Genomic DNA, 21403 nt, shown 5'->3' on the forward strand with positions numbered 1-21403 from the left:
TGGGGATGAACTTCAATCGCGCATACGACGCCGTACTGACCAAATGGCCGCAGAAACCGCTGGGTGTGGATCTCGCGGGGCGGTTCGGCAGCACGCATGTGAACGTCTGTGGACGTGAAGACTCGCGGCCGTTGATCCTTCTGTCCGGGGGAGGCGCCACCTCGACGGTGTGGTTCGACAACGTTGAGGCGCTGTCGAAATCCCGGCGTGTTCTTGCCGTCGACACCCTGGGTGATGCCGGACTCAGCATTCCGAATGGTGATCGAATGAAGTCCGTCGACGATCTGATCGAGTGGATGGACTCGATAGTCGATTGCACCGGCGCTGACACCGTCGATGTGATCGGACATTCCTACGGCGCGATGATTGCGTTGGCCTTTGCGATGCATCGACCGAATCGTGTCGGGAAACTTGTTCTGCTCGATCCCAATTCGAGTTTCTCCGGCATGAAGGCGGGCTACCTTCTGCGTGCACTTCCGTTGTTGCTCAAGCCCTCGCGAGCACGCCGACGGCGACTGTTGGAGTGGGAGACAGGCGAGCTGAGCATCGACTCCGACTGGCTCTCACTTGCGGAATTGGGCACTTCGGATCTACCACGACCCAATCTGGTAGTGCCTCAACGTCCTTCGGAGCAGGACACGAGCGCTCTGGATGTCGAGTTGTTGGTGGTCCTCGCGCGGGACGGGCGCGTGCATGATGCGGCAACAGTGGCCAAGGTAGTACGTGAGCGTGTTCCCGCAGCGCGCGTCGAGGTGTTGGAAGATGCTTCACACCACAGTATTCCGATGGTTCCCGCCGATGAACTGAACCGGGTGCTCGTCGACTTCTTGGAGAGCTGACGGACGGTGGTTCAGGGCGCGACGATGCACCCCGGCCCGATCGGGGTGGCCGGATTGACGTTGACCGTTGCGACCGGCCCGCCCGCGGATGTCTGGTAGGCCATCAGAGAGTGTTCGCCCGGTGCAGTCGGAGTCCACAGCGTGACGGCGTGGCCGAGTACAACCGGCAAGGTGAAGTAGGGATTGACGGTGTCCCAGATCAATTCCTGCGGGAACATGGTCGACGCCCGGTTCATGTCGACTATCGAAACGTTCGGCTCCACCAACTCCGCTGTCCTGGCTACCACCAGATACGTGCAGCCGGCTCCGTACGGCGTTGTCGGGCCGCTGCTGAGGCCGGGAATGATCGTGACGTCGACGACCTCCGCGGACGCTGACGTCGCGGAACAGATAGCGGCGCTCGCGCAGAGGGCGGCGGCGATCGCGGTAGTGAGAGCAATTCGTGAAAGTGTCATACCAGCAGGTCGGTTTCATCTGGGTGGGCGTTACAGGCACACTGATCGGATGCGCGCACTTCATGTACTTCTGGCCGGTTTCGGTTTCGTATCGGGGTTCCTGATTGTTGTTGTCTCCGTTCTGGTCGAGTGGGCGACCCTCGCCTACCGGACCGATTTCGCCTTTGTCGGAGGCTCCACCGTGTCGGTCGGTGTTTCCTACGAGGCGATCTACACCGCCGTCGCCACTCCGTTCGCGGGTGCCTTGTTGGGCTGGCTCGTGGCTCTCCTTGCGTCTCGGTTCGGTTGGAGTCTCTCTCGTCAGACCGCAACTCCAGCAAGCAAGTGATCAGGCAGCGGACCCTCACGCTGGTTCGTGGGTTATGAGGAAAGGCCCCGACCTCCATCGAGGTCAGGGCCTTCCTTCGCGTCGAACTACTTCTGCGTCGAGTTACTTCTGCGCCGAGTTACTTCTTCGAGACGCGGATCAGCTTCTTGTTGACGAACTCGTCCATTCCCCACGGGCCGAGTTCGCGGCCAACTCCGGAGCGCTTGACTCCACCGAAGGGCAGGCCGGGCAACGTCGTACCGTGCTCGTTGACAAACGCCATCCCCACGTCGAGATCGGCAGCGACCGACCGCGCGGAATCAAGATCGCTGCTCCAGACGGATCCGCTCAGTCCGTAGACCGACGAATTGGCAAGTTCCACAGCCTCGGTGGCCGACTTGACCTTGTAGACGACGCCGGCAGGTCCGAACAGTTCTTCGCTGTACGCCCGCATGTCCGGTGTCACGTCTGCGAGCAACGTCGGTTGAACGTAGGCGCCCGGGCCGTCGATCTTCTTTCCACCGGTCAGCAGCGTGGCGCCCTTGGACACCGCGTCGTCGATCTGCTCGATCAGAGTGTCTGCCGCGCTCTGCGAAGAGAGCGGACCCAAGACTGTGGATTCGTCCAACGGGTCACCGGCAGTGACGGATTCGAAGGAAGTCGCCAACTTGCGGGTGAAGTCGTCGTAGAAATCTTCGGTGACGATGAAACGCTTGGCCGCATTGCACGCCTGGCCGGCATTGGACAGCCGCGCCTTGGTTGCTGACTTGACTGTGGCATCCAAGTCGTCGGAATCGAGGACGATGAACACGTCGGATCCTCCGAGTTCGAGAACTACCTTCTTGAGATTGCGTCCGGCAGTTTCCGCGACGCTGGTGCCTGCGCGTTCGCTGCCAGTCAGTGACACACCCTGAACGCGCGGATCGGCGATCATGTCCGCGATCTGCTCGTTGGTCGCGAAGACGCTGACATAGGCGTCGTCCGGCAATCCGGCTTGTCGCAGAATCTCTTCCATCAGCAACGCCGACTGCGGACAGTTCGATGCGTGCTTGAGAATGATCGTGTTGCCGAGCATCAGATTCGGTGCTGCGAAGCGGGCGACTTGGTAGTACGGGAAGTTCCACGGCATGACGCCGATGAGAGCGCCGATCGGTCGCCGGTACACAACCGACTCCTCGGCCCCGGGAACGTCGAGTCGTTCTTCCTCGAGCAGTGCGGGACCGTGATCTGCGTACCACTGATAGATCGCGGCCGAGAGCTGCACTTCGCCCTTGGCCTCGCGGACCGGCTTACCCATCTCCAACGAGATCATTCGAGCCAGTTCGTCTGCGCGCTCTGTGTACAGTTCGGCGGTCTTGCTCAGGACTGCCGCACGCTGCTGAGGCGCACTGTTGCGCCAGGTCAAGTAGCCGCGATGCGTGTTCGCAAGTGCGGCTTCAACTCCGGCGTCATCCAAAGTATCGAATTCCCTGACGGTTTCACCTGTCGCGGGATTGACTGTTTTGTAATTAGCCATAGTTGTACAACGTGCGGAGGGGGCTCGAAGATTCCCGAAACGCGCAATCGAAATGAATCGGCTCAACAGGTTTCGATCAAATACCTGCTGGGTACCATGTCACGCCACCTTGGGGCGATGGGTGCGTTCGTAGCCCTTGCGGTCGTAGAAACGGGTGGTCACGATGCCGAGTACGACGCCGATCAGGAGACCCACCAACGTCATCCAGATGGCATGCAGCAGGCCGGCCTCACCGCGCGCACCGAAGAACAGGATCGACCGTGTGCCCATGTAAATCTGGTGCATCGGCTCGAACTGGGCCAGCCAGGCATACAACCTGGGGCTGGCTTCGAGGGGGATGGTGCCGCCGGACGAGGGCAGCGCGAGAATGACGAAGACGAACAGGTTGATCAACATGCCCAACGAGCCGAACGCGGCCATCACCGACATTGCCGTGATGCCGACCGCTGTGATGACCAACGCCCCGTACTCCCACAACGCAAGCCCGTGAGTGACCGGCATACCGAGGGCGCGACTGATCCATTGGAACAACGCGGAGACTATCCCGGACAGCACGATCATGAACGCCCATTTCACTAGCAGCGTCCGAAACCTGTTGATACCCACCACATCGTTCTGAACGAAGAGTGGACCGAATTCCGTGGGCGCATAACCGAGCATGCCGTCCACCAAGGAATTGACGACGGTTGCTCCGGTGAACCCGGCAAGTACCAACAGCAGCGCGAAATAGAATGCAACCAAACCGAATCCGGTGCCGTCGGGAAGCGGATCGTGAGCCACGGTGAGTACATTCACCGGATTCTCGAGCAGCAGGCGGCTCGCTCCGGAGATCTGGGTTCCGGTGCCTCCCGCCTCCAACTGCGCGGTGACAAGGGTGGTGAGCTGCTCGCCCATGTTCTTGTTGACCGACGCGAGCGCTGTAGTACCGATCGATTGGACCAGAGATGCGGAGACGGAACCGGCTCGAGGATTGGTATAGATCGTGATGATCGGTTGTTCTACATCACCGGCGACGACGCTCGCCTCCGCCAGGATGGTCGTCCTTTTCGTGAAATCACTGGGAATCACGATCGCCCCGTACAGCGTGCCGGAGTTCAGCCGTGATTGTGCTTCGGCGATGCCGATCTGCTGCAGGTCGATCTTCTGGTGGTCGATTCCGCTTTCGAGGCCGGCGACTATGTCGTTTCCGAAATTCTTGCGATCGGTGGGATCACCGCCCGGGAGGGTGTCACCTTCGTCTTGGTTGACCAGGGCGATCGGGAACTGGTCCAGATGCTTCTTGGGGTCGAGTATCCCGCCCATGTACAGCGCTGCCAGCGCGGACATCAAGAGGGTGACCACTATCAATGGTGTCAGCCAGAATCGTGGTGTGTGCATGACGGTGCGGGCAGACGGCTCCGTGTTCTTGCTCATCGTCAGTCGACCGGCTTTCTTTCGCGCGGAGTTCCTCGGGCTGAGCGTAAACGCAAAGGTGCGCCGGGGCAGATCTTTCGGACACCGACAGATGTTGCGCCAACAGAGATCGCCCCAATGGAGGACGCCCCCAACCCTCTGGAATTGGGGGCATCGCCAGCCGGTTCATCCTCAGTAGTTCGACGAACCGGTGACGACGGTACGGACCTGTTTCTGAAGAAACGCTGAACGTGACGTTCCTCGCTTCGGGGAAGAGACTTCGCCTACATTTCAAACGGGCGCGGAGGTCCGTCCCGAAATCAAGATCGGAGCACAATATGAAAGCAGCCCGCTTCAGCAGGTTCGGAGGGCCCGAAGTCCTCGAGCTTGTCGACCTACCCGACCCGCACGCGGGGCCAGGCCAGATTCGGATCGCCGTCCGAGCGGCAGGTGTGAATGCCAGTGACTGGAAGAAGCGCCAGGGGCTGATGGATCAGGAGCTGCCGCAAACCCTGGGGTACGAAGCGGCGGGCGTCGTCGACGAGATCGGTGAGGGCGTCACAGATGTGAACCTCGGTGATCGTGTTTTCGGCTTCTGCACTGACGGTGCGGCACAGGCTGAACTTGCAGTGCTTGCGTATTTTGCGCCTATCCCGTTGTCTCACAACTTTATCGACGTCGCCGCGCTGCCCGCGGCGGTCGAGACGGCGACACGCGCGCTCGACCAACTCGGGGTGCAAAATGGCAACACTCTGCTCGTGAACGGTGCCTCCGGCAGCGTCGGTAGCGCTGCCGTCCAATTGGCTGTGATTCGCGGCGCCCGGGTGATCGGTACCGCAAGTCTATCCAATCACGAGTACCTACGGTCGCTCGGCGCCGAGCCGGTCACATATGGAGAGGGCCTCAGCGAGCGAGTTCGTGCACTCGTGCCAGACGGCGTCGATCTGGCGCTCGACGTGGCCGGAACCGGTGCGCTGCCGGTGCTCATCGAGTTGGCAGGCGACACAGATCATGTGGTTACGATCGCCGATTTCGACGGCGCACAGACGTACGGCGTGAGGTTCAGCCGCGGCGACAGCGGGCGGGCGATCCACGCTCTCGGTGATATCGGCGCGCTGATCGAATCCGGGCGCTTCAGCCTCCCCCCGACGAGAGCCTTTCCGCTCGACGAGATCGCGGAGGCACACCGAGTCGGAGAGAAAGGACATGTGCAGGGAAAGCTCGTCTTGGAAGTCGGCTGAATCGACCGAGTAGCTTGAATCGAGACTCTCGGCTACGACGGAGGTACGGATGACTGTTCGGATCGAGGAGCACACAGCGGGAGTTCGGTTGCTCACGATGGATCGCCAGGAGAGGCGCAACGCGCTCGACCCCAAGACTTACCGCGAACTGACGAACGCGATCCGGGAGTCTGACGACGATGACGCAGTGCGGGTTTCGGTGCTGACGGGTGCCGGTGGTGTCTTCACCAGTGGTAACGACATCGGAAGTTTTCAGGACACTGCCGGCGAGGACGGCGGTGAGGCCAAGGATCTGTTGATCGCACTCGTTACCGCACGTAAACCGATTGTCGCAGCGGTCGAAGGGTTTGCAGTCGGGATCGGCACCACGATGTTGTTGCACTGCGACCTGGCGTTTGCCGGACGAGGTACGCGGTTCCGCTTGCCGTTCGTTCCGCTCGGGCTCTCGCCCGAGGGTGGATCGAGCTATTTGTTGCCGCAGATCGCGGGCCTCAAACGCGCGACCGAACTGTTGATGCTCGGAGATATGTTCGACGCCGACGAGGCTGCCGAAGCCGGTCTGGTCAATCGCGTCGTGGAGGCCGGCACCGCACTCGACGTGGCGCTGGACCGTGCAGTTCGCATTGCAGACTCCCCGGCTGAATCGGTAGCGCTCACGAAGATGCTGCTCCGTCGACCGCATCTCGACTCCCTGCTGGAAACCATCGACGTGGAGTCGGATCATTTCGCGAGACGACGACGATCCGATGAAGCGCAAGAAGCATTCGCAGCTTTCATGAAGAAGAGGTGACCGATATGAATGGTGCACAGTCACTTATCCAGAGTCTGGTCGACTCGGGTGTCGAGGTGTGCTTCGGTAATCCCGGAACGTCCGAGATGCATTTTGTTGCCGCACTCGATTCCGTTCCCCGGATGCGAGCCGTACTCGGCCTGTTCGAGGGCGCTGTGACCGGTGCCGCGGACGGCTACGCACGGATCGCCGGAAGGCCTGCCGCGACGCTGCTCCATCTCGGCCCCGGTATGGCGAACGGACTGGCGAACCTTCACAACGCGCGCCGCGCCCACACACCGATCGTGAACATCGTCGGGGACCACGCGACATATCATCACGGTTTCGACGCTCCTCTCGAATCGAATATCGACGCGCTGACCGAGTGGCTGGAGGGATGGAGTCGACGTTCCGACTCCACCGCGACCGTCGGTAGCGATGCAGCTGACGCCGTTGCCGCGTCAATGGATCCGCCCGGAAGGATCGCGACACTGGTCCTACCTGCTGACGTCTCGTGGGGCGAAGGTGGAGTGCTTGCGGAGCCTCGGGACATACCGCCGCGAGCGGAAGCTTCTGCAGCACAGATCGACTCGGTGGTAGGCGCGCTCAATGCCGAGGGCCGCGCGACGCTACTGCTGGGCGGCGCAGCGTGTTCTGAAGCCGGACTGCGCGCCGCTTCCCGGATCGCCGTCACGACGGGTGCGCAGATTCTGGTCGAGACCTTCCCAGCGAGGCTTCAACGGGGCGCCGGGCTACCGTCATTCGAGCGCTTAGGGTACTTCGCCGAGCACGCCACTGAACAACTTCGCGGAACAACTCAGCTGGTTCTGGCCGGCGCGGTTTCGCCGGTCTCATTCTTTGCGTATCCCGGAAAACCGAGCGATCTGGTCCCGGACGGCGCCGCGGTGACAACGCTGGCGAATGTCAGCGACGATGTTGTCGGCGCGTTGGAAGCAGTGGCGGAACTCGTGGCACCCGGAGTGGAACCCGTTCTGCAGGAGGCAAATCGGCCGTCGCTGCCGAGCGGGCCTCTCGACGTGCGAAATTGGGCCGACGTGATCGGGGCCCTACTGCCAGACGACTCCATCATCTCCGACGAGGCGGCCACTTCCGGTTGGGCGATCCCGATTGCCCTTGCCGGAGCGCCGCGCCACGACGTGCTCACGCTCACCGGAGGTGCCATCGGCCAGGGCATCCCGGTGGCGACGGGTGCCGCGGTGGCAGCGCCGGAGCGGCCGGTGATCAATCTCGAAGCCGATGGAAGCGCGATGTACACCATCACGGCGTTGTGGACGCAGGCGCGAGAGCAGTTGAACGTCACGACGATTCTGCTCAACAATCGCGCTTACGCCATTCTGCGTGGCGAGTTGCAACGCGTCGGCGCAGAAGGCGCCGGCGTCGTCGCACAGTCGATGTTGGATCTGTCGTCTCCGAACATGGATTACGTCAAGATCTCCGAGGGCCTGGGTGTGCCGGCGTCACGGGCGAGCACGGCGGAGGAGTTGGCGGAGCAGTTTGCTGCAGCGCTGGCGGAGCCCGGTCCGCATCTCATCGAGGTCATGCTGCCACCCCCGTCATGATTTCGCGTCGGTCATCGATCGTGCATTCAACTGGAGGTTTTCGGTGCTAGCCGCGATCGGTCTGTCTCTGCCTCTTGCCCTCGGTCTGCTTTTCGTCTCGATGCCCATGGCGGTGATCGTGCTCGTGATGGTTACCGCCGGAGCACATCGCGGGGCGGCATCTTTTCTCCTCGGGTGGGTGCTCGGTATATCGGCGGTCGTTGCAGCGACCATCGTGATCGCGGACTACTCGTTCGCGGAATCGGAGTCGTCGCAGACTTCGGCGTGGTCGAGCGTCGTACGAATCGTGTTGGGCCTTGTTCTGTTCGGATTGGCGTACAAGCAGTGGCGAGCGCGACCGAGAGACGGAAGTGATCCGACAGTTCCGAAGTGGATGAAGAGCATCGACGGATTGACGCCGCGCAAGGCTTTCGGGTTGGCGTTCTTGTCCGCGGCGGTCAATCCCAAGAACGCTGCGCTGGCGGTATCCGGTGCGGCCACTATCGCGGTCGCCACGAATGTTGTTGCTCAACAGACTGTTGCGGCGGTCGTCTTCACGGTGATCGCCAGCGTCGGCATCGCGTCGCCGATCCTGGTGAAGGTGTTCTCCGGCAATCGAGCCGACGAGATCCTCGCATCCGCGAAGGCATGGATGACCGCCAACAACGCAGTGATGATGGCGGTCATCCTGGCGATCCTCGGTGCGACCGTGCTGGGCGAGGGGCTCAGTGGACTGCAATAAGTCGCCTACCATTGGCGGGTGACTGATTTCGACGACGACGCTGCTGGTTCCATTGCCTCCGCTGCGGTGGCTGTTCTGCGCGAGCAAGGCCCGCTGAGTCTCGAAGAGTGGGCGACCCATCTCGAGGAGTACGGAACTGCGACCGAGTTGGCCGATGTACTCGAGTACCTGTCCGAACCGATGCTCGGGTACCTGCCCAACGGAAAGTACTTCGCCCTCGACGCGGCCCTCGAAGGGCTCGTGTTCACTCACCGGCTCAGTGAGCTCGAGATTGCGTCCGACATCCTTGACGCGAGCCCCGACCTGGAACCGATCTTGGCGTTCGGCGGCGGCGAAGACGGAGCGATCCGGGTGGCCCTGGCGGAAGTAGCAGCCCTGGAACGCGGAGCTGCTCCCTTCCGGAGTCGACGAGTTGTGGTTCTCCCGGTCGGAACCCTGGGCGAGTGTGCCGACGGCGATCTCGTCGGTCTTGCCGTCGAAGACGGAAGACTTGCTTTTCGCCTGGTGGCGATCGAGGACGAGCCCGATCTTGCTCCCGCCCTGGACGAGCTTTTCGAGGACGACGGAGTCGAGGCACTCGATTCCGTGTGCTGGCAACTCCTCCTCGCGGATCCGTCACTTTTCACGGTTCCCATTGCGCCGCTGGGTGAGTTCTTCGAGGCGGCAGGCTACGAACATGAGCGAGAATTGCTGGCGCGTCGGGGATTCGACTTCGACGCTTACGATCTGCAGATTCGGACAGCCTTGGTGGCCAGTACATACGATCTGACCCACGACGAGGCTGTCTCTGCCGTCGCGTTTGTCGATCTGGCGGACCGCGGATACACCGACGCGGTCATCGTCGACTTCGATATCGCGGACTGGGCCCACCGTCATGTGAGCGCTTCCCCGGATTCTTTTGTCTCACTCGCAGATCCGGGTGCAGCGGTAGCAGTGTTCGATCTCGGATTTCGGAATCAGGATCCGGTGACCGATGCGATTCTCGAATCGCTTGCAGCCGAACTGGCCGAGCGAGGGCCGAGGTCGGTGCGGGCGGCGGCTCATTGGCTGGCCGGTAAGGCCGTCGATCGGCTGGGACGCGTCCTCGAAGCGGAAGCGCACTACGAGAAGGCGCTACTTGCCGAATCTGGTTGGGGTCCTGCTTTGTTCGAATTGGCCCAGTTCGCGTCGGACCGCGGCGACGCGATCCGGGCACTGTCACTGCTCGGGCGGATCGACGGCGGAAGTGAAGAGAATCTCTACGCCGTACTGCAGGACTTCGTCCCAGCCGATCACCCGGAACTCGGGCGAAACGACAAGTGCTGGTGTGGTTCCGGCCGCAAGTACAAGGTTTGCCACCTCGGAAAGGCGGATGAATCCGTCAAGGCGGACGGTCGGTGGTTGTACAAGAAGGCATGTCTGTTTGCCTTTGCCTCCGAGTTCGTCGACACCGTGACCGGGCTCGACGATCTCGAAAACGAGAATCTCTCCGAGGACGAACTGCTCGCCACCACGATCTTCGACGGCTCGGCACTGGATGTGGCTCTGTTCGAGGGTGGGATTTTTGCCGACTTCCTGGCCAGACGCAGTGAACTCCTCCCGGAGGCGGAAGTAGTGACAGCCGCGCAGTGGCTCGGAACCAGCAGGTCGGTGTACGAGGTGGTCGAATCTTCGGACACCGGTGTCGTGCTGCTCGATCGTGGGTCCAAGGAGACCGTCACGGTTTCGCACTCGGTCGAAGCCAAGCCCGGTGATGTGATCAGTGCTCTGGTCCTGACGGCCCCCACGGGCGCGCTTGCGGTGGGCGTGGTGGTCATGGCTTCGCAATCGCAGGCCGCGAGGGTTCTCGAGGTTCTTGCTTCCGAGGATCTCGACGCCGACGAACTGGTGCGTGAGTCGCGTGGAGGCGCCGATCACTCGACCGATGACCGGTGACGATGTATCGAGTCGACCCCGTTAAAGTTGGATAGGTGAACGAACCGATGGATGCCAATGACTTGATCGCCGAAGCCGCGATGGAGTTGTTGCGTGAGCACGGCCCGCAGACAGCGGCGGACTGGGGCACCCTGTTGGCTGATGCCGGGCACGGTACAGCCGAGGACATGGCCGAATTCGTCGAGTACGTCGAGGACCCACTGCTCGGATATTTGAGTGAGGAGCGGTACGCCGCACTCGACACGTTGTTCGAGCATCGAGTGTTGACCCATCGCCTCACCGAAGCGGAGATCAAGTCCGGCGTTCTCGACGCCAATCCCGATCTGATGATGCTGCGAGTTTTCCTCGATCGTGACGACGACGAGATCCACGGCATCAGCGTCGTGCATCGCGGGATCGACGACGATCTGTTGGCTGATCGTGGGATCGAAGACCCGGAGTTCCCGCACGACGAAGGTTTTCTGCTCGACACCGACACCCTTGCCGAGTGCTCGGCAGGTGACTTGATCGGATTGTTCGTCGCTGACCGCGAGTTGACGCTCTGCACCATCCCCGAGGTACTGGATCCCGCACCCGGATTCGGCGAGAACCTGGCGACGGTCCTTGCCGACATCGGTGCGGACACCCTCGATGCCATTGTCTGGCAGTTGATGCTCGACGAGCCGTCGCTGTTCCGTCAGCCGACCGCACCGCTGGGCGAGATGCTCGACGCGGCAGGTTACGTCCGCGACGGTGATTACGTCGCGGTGGACGGTTTCGATTTCGAGGCATACCACCTGGCGAACCGCGCCAGGATGCTCGAGATTCGAGAGAACCTGCACTCCGAAGAAGCCGCGTCGGTGATCGCCTTCGTCGATGTGGTCATGGCTGCGAAAGCCGAAGGCGTCGAGGATGTCTCGGACTGGGCGCGCAAGCAGATCAAGGAGGATCCGCAGACCTTCGTCGGCATCGCCGAGCCGCCCGCGGCTGCGGCAGCATTGGAACTGTTGTCCGAACTCGATGACCACGATTCCGCATTGCATTCTGTTGCAACTGCTCTCGCGGAGAAGGGGCCGCGCCGAGTCAAGCCGGCAGCGCACTGGCTGGCGGGCAAGGCTTCGGACCGTCTCGGCAAGATCCTGGCCGCTGAGGCGTCGTACGAATCAGCGCACGATCTTGATCCCGACTGGACTCCGGCGATCTTCGATCTGGCGCTACTGGCGGCCGATCGCAGCGACGTGACGCGAGCGCTGGCTTTGCTGGGCCGGATCGAGGGCGGCGAGTCCGAAGTTCTGCATGAGGTTCTTCAGCGCTATGCGCCGGCCGAGCATCCTGAGCTCGGTCGAAATGACAAGTGCTGGTGCGGTTCCGGTCGAAAGTTCAAGGTTTGTCATCTCGGTAAGTCCGAAGTGACTTTCGACGATCGGGCCAGCTGGCTCTACGTCAAGGCTCAGTTGTTCTCGCGCACACCGGAGTACTTCGACGCCGTATTCGATCTCGCGCTCATTCGTGCCGAGCAGTTCAACAGCGAAGAGGCACTGACGCTGGCCGTCGAAGGTGGTTTGGCCGTCGATGCTGCCTTGTTCGACGTCGGCATCTTCGAGGCGTTTGTCGAGCGCCGCGGAGAACTGCTGCCTTCCGACGAGCGGGAACTGGCCGACGAGTGGTTGAAAATTGCGCGCTCGGTGTACAAGGTTGCCTCGACGGAGCCGGGACAGTTGGTGACCCTCAGCGACGTCCGCAACGGTCATCTGGTGAAGGTCACGGACGAGTGGGGCTCGCTGAACCTCGAGCCAGGCACACTCGTGTGTGCTCGTGTTCTTCCGGCCGGGTCCACGATGCGCACCTTCGGTGGCATCGAACCGCTTGCGGTAGAAGACAAGAAAGAGCTGATCCAACTGATCGAGTCGCAGGACACCGAGCCGGGTCAGTTGGTGGAGTTCCTCAGCCGCGGCCTTGCCGGTGCGCCTTTCCGGTAGCGCGAACTACCAAAAAGGCGCACGGGGCCGGAGGCCCTAGGGCGTCACCTGAGCCAACATCATCTGCTCGAAACCCTCACCGTAAGGCGGGAGCATTCCCCACTCGCCGCGCGGATCATGCTGCGCTGCCTCGAATACCGTTCGCGCGTGACTGAACTCGAGGAAACCCTCGCGCCCGTGGTAATGCCCGATACCCGAAGCCCCGACGCCGCCGAAGGGTGCGTCGCTCAGTCCGGGGTGAGACATCGCGTCGTTGATGGTGACGCCACCCGAGACGGTGCGTTCGAGTACGGACTCCTTCTCGTCCAGATCGGTTCCGAAGTAGTACAGCGCCAACGGCTTCGGACGTGAATTGATGTCCGCGACAACGCTGTCGAGTTCGTCGTACGGCAGGATCACGACGGCCGGCCCGAAGATCTCCTCCTTCATGATCTGTGCGTCGGTCGGAGGGTCGACCACAATTCGCAGTGGGCGACGACGAGTGTCAGCGGAGAGTTCTTCGTCGGGAACGGTGATGATTCGTGCTCCATGTTCTTCGGCGTCCTCGATGTACCCCTCGATGCGTGCGAGGTGACGATCGCTGACTATCGAGACCATGTCCTTGTTGTCGGCGATGGTGGGGAACAGTCCCGTGAACTGATCGGTGAATGCGCCGATGAACGCTTCCGTGTTCTCGCGCGGGACGTAGATCAGATCGGGAGAGACGCAGAGTTGACCGGCGTTGGTCGACTTCGCGATAGCCAAACGCGAAGCAGCAGAGGTGATATCGGCACTGCGGCTCAAGACGCTCGGTGACTTGCCGCCGAGTTCGAGGGTGACCGGAACCAGGTTCTTCGCAGCATTGGCCATGACCAGCTTGCCGACGGTCGTGCTGCCGGTGAAGACGAGGTGGTCGAAAGGCAGGGACGTCAGCAGATCAGCGACTTCCGGGCCGCCGGTCACCACCGCGACCTCCACAGGGTCGAGCGTTCGTCGCGCCGCCTCGGCCAGGACGGCCGCAGTGTTGGGCACGATCTCCGACGGTTTGAGAACCGCGCGATTTCCCGCTCCCAGAGCGCACGCGAGGGGGCTCAGGAGAGTGAAGAGTGGTGCGTTCCAGGTTCCGATGATGCCGATCGAACCCTTGGGTTGGTACGACACGTACGCCGTGGCACCGAGTTGGTCCTGCATCGCTCCGGTCGCTCTCGGTGAGCGAATCATCCACTCTTCGAGAGAATCACGAACGTGCTTGAGTGAAACCATCGATCCCAGAACGTCATTCATCACCGAGTAGGCCGGAATTCGACCGCCGAAGTCTTCGTTGATCGCTTCGGTCAAATCCTTGTGGTTTGCGACCAGGAGATCGACGACGCGTTGGATGCGCTCGCGTCGTGTCTGCGCGGACGGAAGCCCGGCGGCGCGAGTTGCTTCCTGCTGGGCGCGCAGTATCTGTTCGAGATCGGTGGTGACGGCGACATCGGTGCTCATGGGCACTCCTCGTAGTGGCGAAGTATTGACCGGACCGTATCGACGCGGCGCGAGCGGATGCCCTTTCGTCTCGTTGACCGGGACGGATTCGATTGGTAGAGAGAACACATGTCGCAGACACAGGTAGAAAACACTGCAGTGAAGATTTCCGTCGAGGAATCGGTGGGACTCGGTTTCCTGACGCTCGATCGGCCGGCGCGCCGCAATCCGCTCTCGGCGGAGACCATGCGCGAGGTGACGGCTGCCCTGCTCGAGTTGGCTGCGGACGAGCGCGTACGGGTTGTCGTCGTGCGCGCCGAAGGCCCGGTGTTCTCCGCGGGCCACGATCTGACGGAGATGATCGGGAGAACCCTCGAGGACGAGCGGGCGATCTTCGACGGCTGTACCGAGATGATGGAGACCGTGCAGCGGATTCCGCAGCCGGTGATTGCCGCAGTCCAGGGCCCGGCTATCGCGGCGGGCTGCCAGTTGGCCGCGTCGTGTGATCTGGTCGTTGCAGCGTCGAACGCTGTTTTCGGTACTCCCGGCGTCAAGATCGGACTGTTCTGCTCGACGCCGATGGTCGCTCTGAGCAGGGCGGTAGGGCGCAAGCGGTCGATGCAGATGTTGCTGACCGGTCAGACGATCGACGCCGAGACCGCTGCTGACTGGGGTCTGGTGAACTTTGTCGTCCCGCCCGAAGACCTGGACCGGGAGGTGCGCGAACTGGCCGCCAAGATCACGACGGCCAGCCCCTTGACGGTGAAGATCGGCAAGCAGGCGTTCTATCACCAGATCGATCTGCCGCAAGCGCAGGCGTACGAGGCGATGGCGGAAACGATGGCAACCAACGCCGTGACCTGCGACGCTCAAGAAGGTATGCAAGCCTTCGTGGACAAGCGAAAGCCCGAATGGCGCAATAAGTAACGATCGCTCTTCCGGTTTAGTTGGACGTCCTATAACCTGAGGCGCATGAGCCTGGATCCACGCACCAACACCGTCGACGGAGTGCTTCGGCGCTCGGCAGCCAAGTACCCCGACCGCGTAGCTGTCGTCTTCGAGGATCGCACCCGCACGTACCGCGAACTCGACGACGCGGTCACCCGGGTCGCGGCCTATCTGCTCGGTCTGGGTCTCGAACACGGCGACCGTGTCGCGGCATACGGAACCAATTCCGACGCCTATGCAATCGGATTCCTTGCTTGTGCGCGAGCAGGTTTGGTGCATGTTCCGGTCAACTATGCACTCAAGGGGGACGAACTCCGGTACCTCGTGGCGCAGTCAGGCGCCCGCGCGGTGTTGGTGGACCCGGCATTGGCGTCGACGCTCGACTCGGTCCGCTCCGACCTCGATCTCGACCACGTGATCGCGCTGCGGGATGCGGAACTGTCGGTCGTCACGATCGGTGAGGCAGGCGAGGTACCGGTCTTCGAACCGCGTGCGACGTCGACGGATCTGGCGCAGCTGCTCTATACCTCGGGTACTACCTCGAAGCCCAAGGGCGCCATGATGTCTCACGGTGCGCTGGTTCACGAGTACGTGTCCTCGGTGATCGCGCTGGGGCTCGACAAGAGTGACAACCCGTTGATCTGCATGCCGATGTACCACTCCGCGGGCATGCACGTCTTCATGCTGCCGTACCTGTCCGTGGGCGCGACGGTCAGTCTGATGCAGGCGCCGGACATCCCGGAAATCCTGCGCCGTGTCGAAGCCGAAAAGATCGGATCGCTGTTCCTGGCTCCGACCGTGTGGGTACCGCTGGCCAACCATCCTGACCTCGAGACCCGCGATCTGTCCTCGCTGAAGAAGGCGCAGTACGGCGCCTCGATCATGCCGGTCACCGTGCTCAATCGCCTGCGTGAGCGTTACCCGGACATCGGCTTCTACAACTGCTTCGGTCAGTCCGAAATCGGTCCACTGGCAACAGTTCTCCAGCCCAGCGAGCATGCCGATCGTCCGTCTTCATGCGGTCGCGCGGTGTTCTTCGTCGAAACCCGCGTGGTCGACGCCGACGGAAACGACGTCGCCGACGGTGAGTCCGGTGAGGTTCTCTACCGCTCGCCGCAGCTGTGCAACGGCTACTGGGAGAACCCGGAAGCCACCGCCGAGGCCTTCCGCGACGGCTGGTTCCATTCGGGCGATCTGGTCGTGCGGGACGAAGAAGGTTTCATCACAGTCGTCGACCGGATCAAGGACGTCATCAACACCGGCGGCATCCTGGTGGCGTCGCGCGAGGTCGAAGATGCGGTCTACACGCACCCCGCAGTGGCAGAAGTTGCCGTGATCGGTACACCCGACGAGAAGTGGATCGAGGCCGTCACCGCGATCGTCGTGCTCAAGGACGGCAACGACGAGTTGACGCCCGAGGCGTTGATTGCCCACGTCAAGGAACGGATCGCTCCGTTCAAGGTGCCCAAGCACGTCCGTTTCGTGGCCGAACTCCCGCGCAATCAGAGCGGCAAGCTACTGAAGCGGGAACTGCGCACCGTCTGAGGCTTGCTATAGGTTCTGCCTTACCTTCGGTTCGTTTTCAGGTCTTTGACTCCGATTGCCTCACGGTATTGACTTCGGAGGACGGCATGGACTTCGGAAACAGCAAGGTGAGTGGTGGGAATGCAGGTCGATGCAGATGACTTCGCAGATATCTTGGCGACTGCGCGGGAGTTCATCCGAAAGGAAGTCGTTCCGCGTGAGCAGGAGATAGCCGACACCGACGCCATTCCTGAGGACATACGCAAGAAAGCCGCAGCCATCGGGCTCTTCGGCTACGCGATCCCTCAGGAATGGGGTGGGCTCGGACTCGACCTCACCCAAGACGTCGAATTGGCAATGGAATTCGGCTACACCTCCCTGGCGCTGCGTTCGATGTTCGGTACCAACAACGGAATTGCCGGGCAGGTATTGGTCGGCTTCGGTACCGACGAGCAGAAGGCTCAGTGGCTCGAGCGCATCGCCTCCGGTGACGTCGTGGCTTCCTTTGCTCTGACCGAACCGGGCGCGGGCTCCAACCCGGCCGGCCTTCGGACCAAGGCAGTTCTGGACGGATCCGACTGGGTCATCGACGGTAACAAGCGGTTCATCACCAATGCTCCACTGGCGCAGCTGTTCGTAGTGTTCGCACGCACCCGCCCGGCGGATTCCGATGGCCCGGGAATCGCAGTGTTCCTGGTTCCGGCCGACACTCCGGGCGTCACGGTCGGCCCCAAGGACAAGAAGATGGGTCAGGAGGGTGCTTGGACCTCCGAGGTCACCTTCGACAACGTCCGGGTTCCCGAGTCGGCCCTCGTCGGTGGCGACCAGGACACCGGATACCGCGCTGCGATGACGTCTCTCGCACGCGGACGAGTCCATATCGCGGCGCTCTCGGTGGGAGCAGCACAGCGAGCGCTCGACGAATCTGTCGCATTCTCCGTGGTCACGGAACAGGGCGGTACCGCTATCGGCGACTTCCAACTGGTTCAAGCGATGCTGGCCGACCAGCAGGCAGGTGTCATGGCCGGGCGTGCGATGGTGCGCGAGGTAGCCGCGCGGTACGTCAGCGGTGAGGATCGACGTCTCGGCCCCTCGGCGGCAAAGCTTTTCTGCACCGAGATGGTGGGCAAGGTCGCGGATCTCGCCGTGCAGATCCACGGTGGCAACGGGTACATGCGCGGTGTGCCGGTCGAACGCATCTACCGTGAAGTTCGCCTGTTGCGCCTGTACGAGGGAACCAGCGAGATCCAGCGACTGATTCTCGGCGGTGGGCTCGTGGCGCAAGCGAAAAAGCAAAACCAGCGCTGACACCTTTTTACCTGACGAGCTTTAACCTCACGAACGGAGTGGACATGGGATTGTTGGACGGCAAGGTCGCAGTGGTGACGGGCGGAGCACAGGGGATCGGGCTCGAAATTGCGCGCACCTTCATCAAGGAAGGCGCGACCGTCGTCATCGGCGACATCAACGAAGGCGTGGGAACGGCTGCGGTCGCCGAACTCGGCGGAGAGTCGGTCGCTCGTTTCGCTTCCTGCGACGTTCGGGACTCCGGACAGGTCGAGGCAATGCTCGATCTGGCTGAAAGCGCTTTCGGCCCAGTCGATGTCATGGTCAACAACGCCGGCATGACTCGCGATGCCACGATGCGGAAGATGACCGAGCAGGACTTCGACGACGTGATCGCCGTTCACCTCAAGGGAGCGTGGAACGGGACACGCGCTGCCGCCGCCCGCATGCGTGAGCGCGAAACCGGCGCAATCGTGAACATCTCGTCGATCTCCGGCAAGGTCGGCATGCTCGGGCAGACCAACTACTCCGCCGCCAAGGCCGGCATCGTCGGTCTGACGAAGGCCGCGGCAAAAGAGGTCGCATTCAAGAACGTTCGCGTCAACGCCGTTCAGCCCGGACTGGTCCGCACGGCAATGACCGAGGCGATGCCCGAACGAATCTGGAACGAGAAGCTGTCCGAGATTCCGATGGGGCGCGCAGCCGAGCCTTCGGAAGTTGCTTCGGTTGTACTGTTCCTCGCGAGCGACCTCTCGAGCTATATGACGGGTACGGTCCTCGAGATCACCGGCGGCCGCCACATCTGATCCGTCCTGTTCGAGTGCAAGAATTCAGAGTGCAAGAATTCTGGGTGTAAAACTTCTGGGGTGACTACTGACATGGGACAGCCGAACTCGGACCTTCCGCTCGACGGAATCACCGTAGTTGCACTCGAACAGGCGGTGGCGGCACCGCTCGCCACCCGACATCTCGCGGACATGGGTGCGCGGGTGATCAAGATAGAACGCGTCGGTGAGGGTGACTTTGCGCGTCACTACGACCAGGCGGTTCACGGTCAGGCATCACACTTCGTGTGGCTCAACCGTTCCAAGGAATCCATTGCCGTCGACGTGAAATCGGAATCCGGCCGGCAGATCGTTCTCGACCTTGTCGCGCGAGCCGACGTGTTCCTGCAGAACCTGGCTCCTGACGCTGCCGCGAGACTGGGGTTCCGCGCGGAGGAACTGCGCGAGAAATTCCCACGGCTCATCGTGATCGACATGTCCGGCTACGGCAGTGCCGGCCCACGGCGCGAGCGCAAGGCCTACGACATGTTGGTCCAAGCCGAGACCGGAATGATCTCCGTGACAGGCACACCGGAAACGGCCACCAAGACCGGCATCCCGGTCTCGGACATCGCAGCAGGAATGTACGCGCTGACTTCGATTCTGAGCGCCCTGTTCCGTAGAGAGCGAACGGGCAAGGGAGCGCTCGTCGAGGTCTCGATGTTCGATTCGACCGTCGAGTGGCTGGGTCATCCGATGTACATGAAAATGTATGCGGACAAGCAGATTCCGCGCGTCGGTCTCGGCCACGCTGCCATCGTTCCCTACGATTCGTATCCGACTGCCGACGGCGAGATCCTGATCGGCGTCCAGAACGATCGTGGATGGCGGGCACTGATGGTGGACGTGTTCGAGCGCGAGGATCTGGTCGACCATCCGCGGTACCGCACCAATATCGTGCGCGTCGAAAACCGTGGTCAGGTAGACGAATTGGTGGGTTCTCTGACTCGTCTGTACTCGACGGCAGATCTAGATCAGCGCCTGGCCGCCGCTGGTGTTCCGGCTGCGGCACTCAACGACATGGCCGGTCTGCTGGAACATCCGCAGCTGGAGAAGCGTGCCAGGTGGCGGTCCGTGGGCACCGAACACGGTCCGATCGATGCCGTGTTGCCTCCGATGACGTACTCGGATGTCGAAATGCGCATGGGTGATGTTCCAGCTCTCGGCCAGCAGACGGATTCTCTGCTGGCCGAGTTGGGGCGTACCGACGATCAGATCACGAATCTCCGACAAGACGGATCGATCGGTTGACGCTCCCTAGCGTCGAAGGTTCTCGAACACCGCTGCAATCCCTTGTCCGCCGCCGATGCACATGGTCTCGATCCCGTACCGTCCCTGGCGCCGGTCGAGTTCGCGCAGCAGATTTGCAAGGATCCGCCCACCGGTAGCGCCGACAGGATGTCCGAGCGAGATGCCGGAACCGTTGACGTTGAACCGTTCCTCGATGTCCTGGGCGCTCAATCCCCAGGCCTTGGCGCACGCGAGAACCTGAGCCGCGAAGGCCTCGTTGACTTCGATGAGGTCGATGTCGTCGAGTGACAGGTCGACACGGGAGAGTGCTTTCGCCACGGCAGGCACCGGGCCGATGCCCATCCGGTTCGGCTCCACACCGGCCACACCCCAGCTGACCAGTTTCGCGAACGGTCGCAGGCCCAGCCGTTCGGCGTTGGCAGCAGTAGTGACGATCGCGGCTGCGCCGGCGTCGTTCTGACCGCACGCATTACCGGCGGTGACAGTGGCTTCGGGATCGACGCGACCTCGAATGGGGCGCAGTGCAGCGAGATCGGCCAACTGAATCCCTCGGCGCGGATGCTCGTCGCGAGTGACCAGCGTCTGCTCACCACGGCGTCCGGGCACCGAAACGGGAATGGTCTCGTCGTCGAAATACCCGCTGTCCTGGGCATGAACTGCCCGCTCGTGCGATCGGACCGCGTAACGGTCCTGCTCGTCGCGAGTGATCGAGTACTCCCGACGCAAGTTCTCGGCGGTCTCGATCATTCCGCCCTCGACCGGGAAGTTGACTCCGCCGGAGTTCGTGCGCGGTTTGGCCAGTCGGTCGTGGAACTCGACGGAAGGGCGCTTTGTGCCCCAACGCATGTCGGTGGAGTAGAACTCGGTTCCGCTCATGCTCTCGGCGCCGCCGGCGATGACCAGGTCGCTCATCCCGGTCTGTACTTGCATCGCGGCGTAGATGATCGCTTGCAAACCTGAACCGCAACGGCGATCGAGTTGTATTCCGGGAACGGACACGTCGAGACCGGCGTCGAGTGCCGCGATTCGCCCGATGGCCGCAGCCTCTCCGTTGGCGTAACCCTGACCGAAGATGACGTCGTCGACATCTGTGGACGCAATGCCGGTTCGTTCGACGAGGCCACGCACAACAGTGCCGGCGAGAGTGGTGACGGAAACGTCCTTGAATACTCCGCCGAATCCGCCTACCGGGGTGCGAACGGGTTCACAGATGACTGCGTCGTGCATGGAATGCGCCTGTCTCGAGGAGAGGTGGGGGATGCGTCGCGTGAAGGGACCGATCGAAGGGCCACCGCGACCTGGCCACTCGAATATCCAGCACGCGCGGCGGGATTGTCAACAGTGGGAACGACCTGTTCGGACATAGTTTCCGCCATACGGTTCGTATGTGAAATCGACTTTGACACATATACCGTTCAAGGATTGAATGGA

General features: G+C 62.0%; 18 protein-coding genes. 13 read left to right on the forward strand and 5 right to left on the reverse strand.

The window, feature by feature from the left end; all coding sequences use genetic code 11:
• The first annotated feature begins 5 nt into the window (after positions 1-5).
• Positions 6-839: an alpha/beta fold hydrolase gene (locus ACFWAD_RS06950; protein WP_378542391.1), complete on the forward strand. Its 834-nt coding sequence runs from the start codon at positions 6-8 to the stop codon at positions 837-839.
• 11 nt (positions 840-850) lie between these two features.
• Here the strand turns inward: ACFWAD_RS06950 and ACFWAD_RS06955 are convergent, their stop codons facing one another.
• Positions 851-1294: a hypothetical protein gene (locus ACFWAD_RS06955; RefSeq protein WP_378542393.1), complete on the reverse strand. Its 444-nt coding sequence runs from the start codon at positions 1292-1294 to the stop codon at positions 851-853.
• Positions 1295-1343: 49 nt separating this feature from the next.
• Between ACFWAD_RS06955 and ACFWAD_RS06960 the strand changes: the two genes are divergently transcribed.
• Complete coding sequence (locus tag ACFWAD_RS06960) at positions 1344-1622, forward strand: hypothetical protein (RefSeq protein WP_378531334.1); 279 nt, start codon at positions 1344-1346, stop codon at positions 1620-1622.
• Between the two features lie 118 nt (positions 1623-1740).
• On the opposite strand, the gene ACFWAD_RS06965 is transcribed toward ACFWAD_RS06960, so the two are convergent.
• Positions 1741-3117 (reverse strand): NAD-dependent succinate-semialdehyde dehydrogenase, encoded by a 1377-nt coding sequence (locus tag ACFWAD_RS06965; protein ID WP_378542395.1) that lies wholly within the window; start codon positions 3115-3117, stop codon positions 1741-1743.
• 99 nt (positions 3118-3216) lie between these two features.
• Positions 3217-4530 carry a YhgE/Pip domain-containing protein gene (locus ACFWAD_RS06970; protein WP_378542397.1) on the reverse strand — a complete coding sequence of 438 codons (1314 nt, stop codon included), beginning with the start codon at positions 4528-4530 and terminating at the stop codon, positions 3217-3219.
• A 317-nt stretch (positions 4531-4847) separates the two neighbouring features.
• Between ACFWAD_RS06970 and ACFWAD_RS06975 the strand changes: the two genes are divergently transcribed.
• The 6 genes from ACFWAD_RS06975 to ACFWAD_RS07000 are packed head-to-tail and all read left to right on the forward strand — an operon-like array spanning position 4848 to position 12692.
• Positions 4848-5750: an NADP-dependent oxidoreductase gene (locus tag ACFWAD_RS06975; protein WP_378542399.1), complete on the forward strand. Its 903-nt coding sequence runs from the start codon at positions 4848-4850 to the stop codon at positions 5748-5750.
• Between the two features lie 49 nt (positions 5751-5799).
• On the forward strand, positions 5800-6540 hold the full coding sequence (locus ACFWAD_RS06980; protein WP_378542401.1) for an enoyl-CoA hydratase/isomerase family protein: 741 nt from the start codon (positions 5800-5802) through the stop codon (positions 6538-6540).
• Positions 6537-8099 carry an acetolactate synthase large subunit gene (locus ACFWAD_RS06985; protein WP_378542403.1) on the forward strand — a complete coding sequence of 521 codons (1563 nt, stop codon included), beginning with the start codon at positions 6537-6539 and terminating at the stop codon, positions 8097-8099. Before ACFWAD_RS06980 ends, ACFWAD_RS06985 begins: the two co-directional genes overlap by 4 nt.
• A 43-nt stretch (positions 8100-8142) precedes the next feature.
• Positions 8143-8820 carry a GAP family protein gene (locus ACFWAD_RS06990; RefSeq protein WP_378542405.1) on the forward strand — a complete coding sequence of 226 codons (678 nt, stop codon included), beginning with the start codon at positions 8143-8145 and terminating at the stop codon, positions 8818-8820.
• Between the two features lie 18 nt (positions 8821-8838).
• Positions 8839-10734 (forward strand): SEC-C metal-binding domain-containing protein, encoded by a 1896-nt coding sequence (locus ACFWAD_RS06995; protein ID WP_378542407.1) that lies wholly within the window; start codon positions 8839-8841, stop codon positions 10732-10734.
• A 35-nt stretch (positions 10735-10769) separates the two neighbouring features.
• Positions 10770-12692: an SEC-C metal-binding domain-containing protein gene (locus tag ACFWAD_RS07000; RefSeq protein ID WP_378542409.1), complete on the forward strand. Its 1923-nt coding sequence runs from the start codon at positions 10770-10772 to the stop codon at positions 12690-12692.
• A 36-nt stretch (positions 12693-12728) separates the two neighbouring features.
• On the opposite strand, the gene ACFWAD_RS07005 is transcribed toward ACFWAD_RS07000, so the two are convergent.
• Positions 12729-14159, reverse strand: coding sequence for a coniferyl aldehyde dehydrogenase (locus ACFWAD_RS07005; protein ID WP_378542411.1), 1431 nt, complete (start codon positions 14157-14159; stop codon positions 12729-12731).
• Between the two features lie 108 nt (positions 14160-14267).
• On the opposite strand from ACFWAD_RS07005, the gene ACFWAD_RS07010 reads away from it, so the two are divergent.
• The 5 genes from ACFWAD_RS07010 (at position 14268) to ACFWAD_RS07030 (ending at position 19972) form a co-directional block, all read left to right on the forward strand.
• Positions 14268-15065, forward strand: coding sequence for an enoyl-CoA hydratase (locus ACFWAD_RS07010; RefSeq protein WP_378531354.1), 798 nt, complete (start codon positions 14268-14270; stop codon positions 15063-15065).
• A 45-nt stretch (positions 15066-15110) separates the two neighbouring features.
• Positions 15111-16631: an acyl-CoA synthetase gene (locus ACFWAD_RS07015; protein WP_378542413.1), complete on the forward strand. Its 1521-nt coding sequence runs from the start codon at positions 15111-15113 to the stop codon at positions 16629-16631.
• Between the two features lie 120 nt (positions 16632-16751).
• Positions 16752-17918, forward strand: coding sequence for an acyl-CoA dehydrogenase family protein (locus tag ACFWAD_RS07020; protein WP_007729538.1), 1167 nt, complete (start codon positions 16752-16754; stop codon positions 17916-17918).
• 44 nt (positions 17919-17962) lie between these two features.
• Positions 17963-18703, forward strand: a complete 741-nt coding sequence (fabG, locus tag ACFWAD_RS07025; RefSeq protein WP_378542415.1) for a 3-oxoacyl-ACP reductase FabG — start codon at positions 17963-17965, stop codon at positions 18701-18703.
• Positions 18704-18775: 72 nt separating this feature from the next.
• Positions 18776-19972: a CaiB/BaiF CoA transferase family protein gene (locus ACFWAD_RS07030; RefSeq protein ID WP_378542925.1), complete on the forward strand. Its 1197-nt coding sequence runs from the start codon at positions 18776-18778 to the stop codon at positions 19970-19972.
• Between the two features lie 6 nt (positions 19973-19978).
• On the opposite strand, the gene ACFWAD_RS07035 is transcribed toward ACFWAD_RS07030, so the two are convergent.
• Complete coding sequence (locus ACFWAD_RS07035) at positions 19979-21199, reverse strand: acetyl-CoA C-acetyltransferase (RefSeq protein ID WP_378542417.1); 1221 nt, start codon at positions 21197-21199, stop codon at positions 19979-19981.
• Positions 21200-21403: the final 204 nt, after the last annotated feature.

It is taken from the genome of Rhodococcus sp. NPDC059969, from assembly GCF_042738325.1.
In the GTDB taxonomy this organism is placed as follows: Bacteria; Actinomycetota; Actinomycetes; order Mycobacteriales; family Mycobacteriaceae; genus Rhodococcus_F.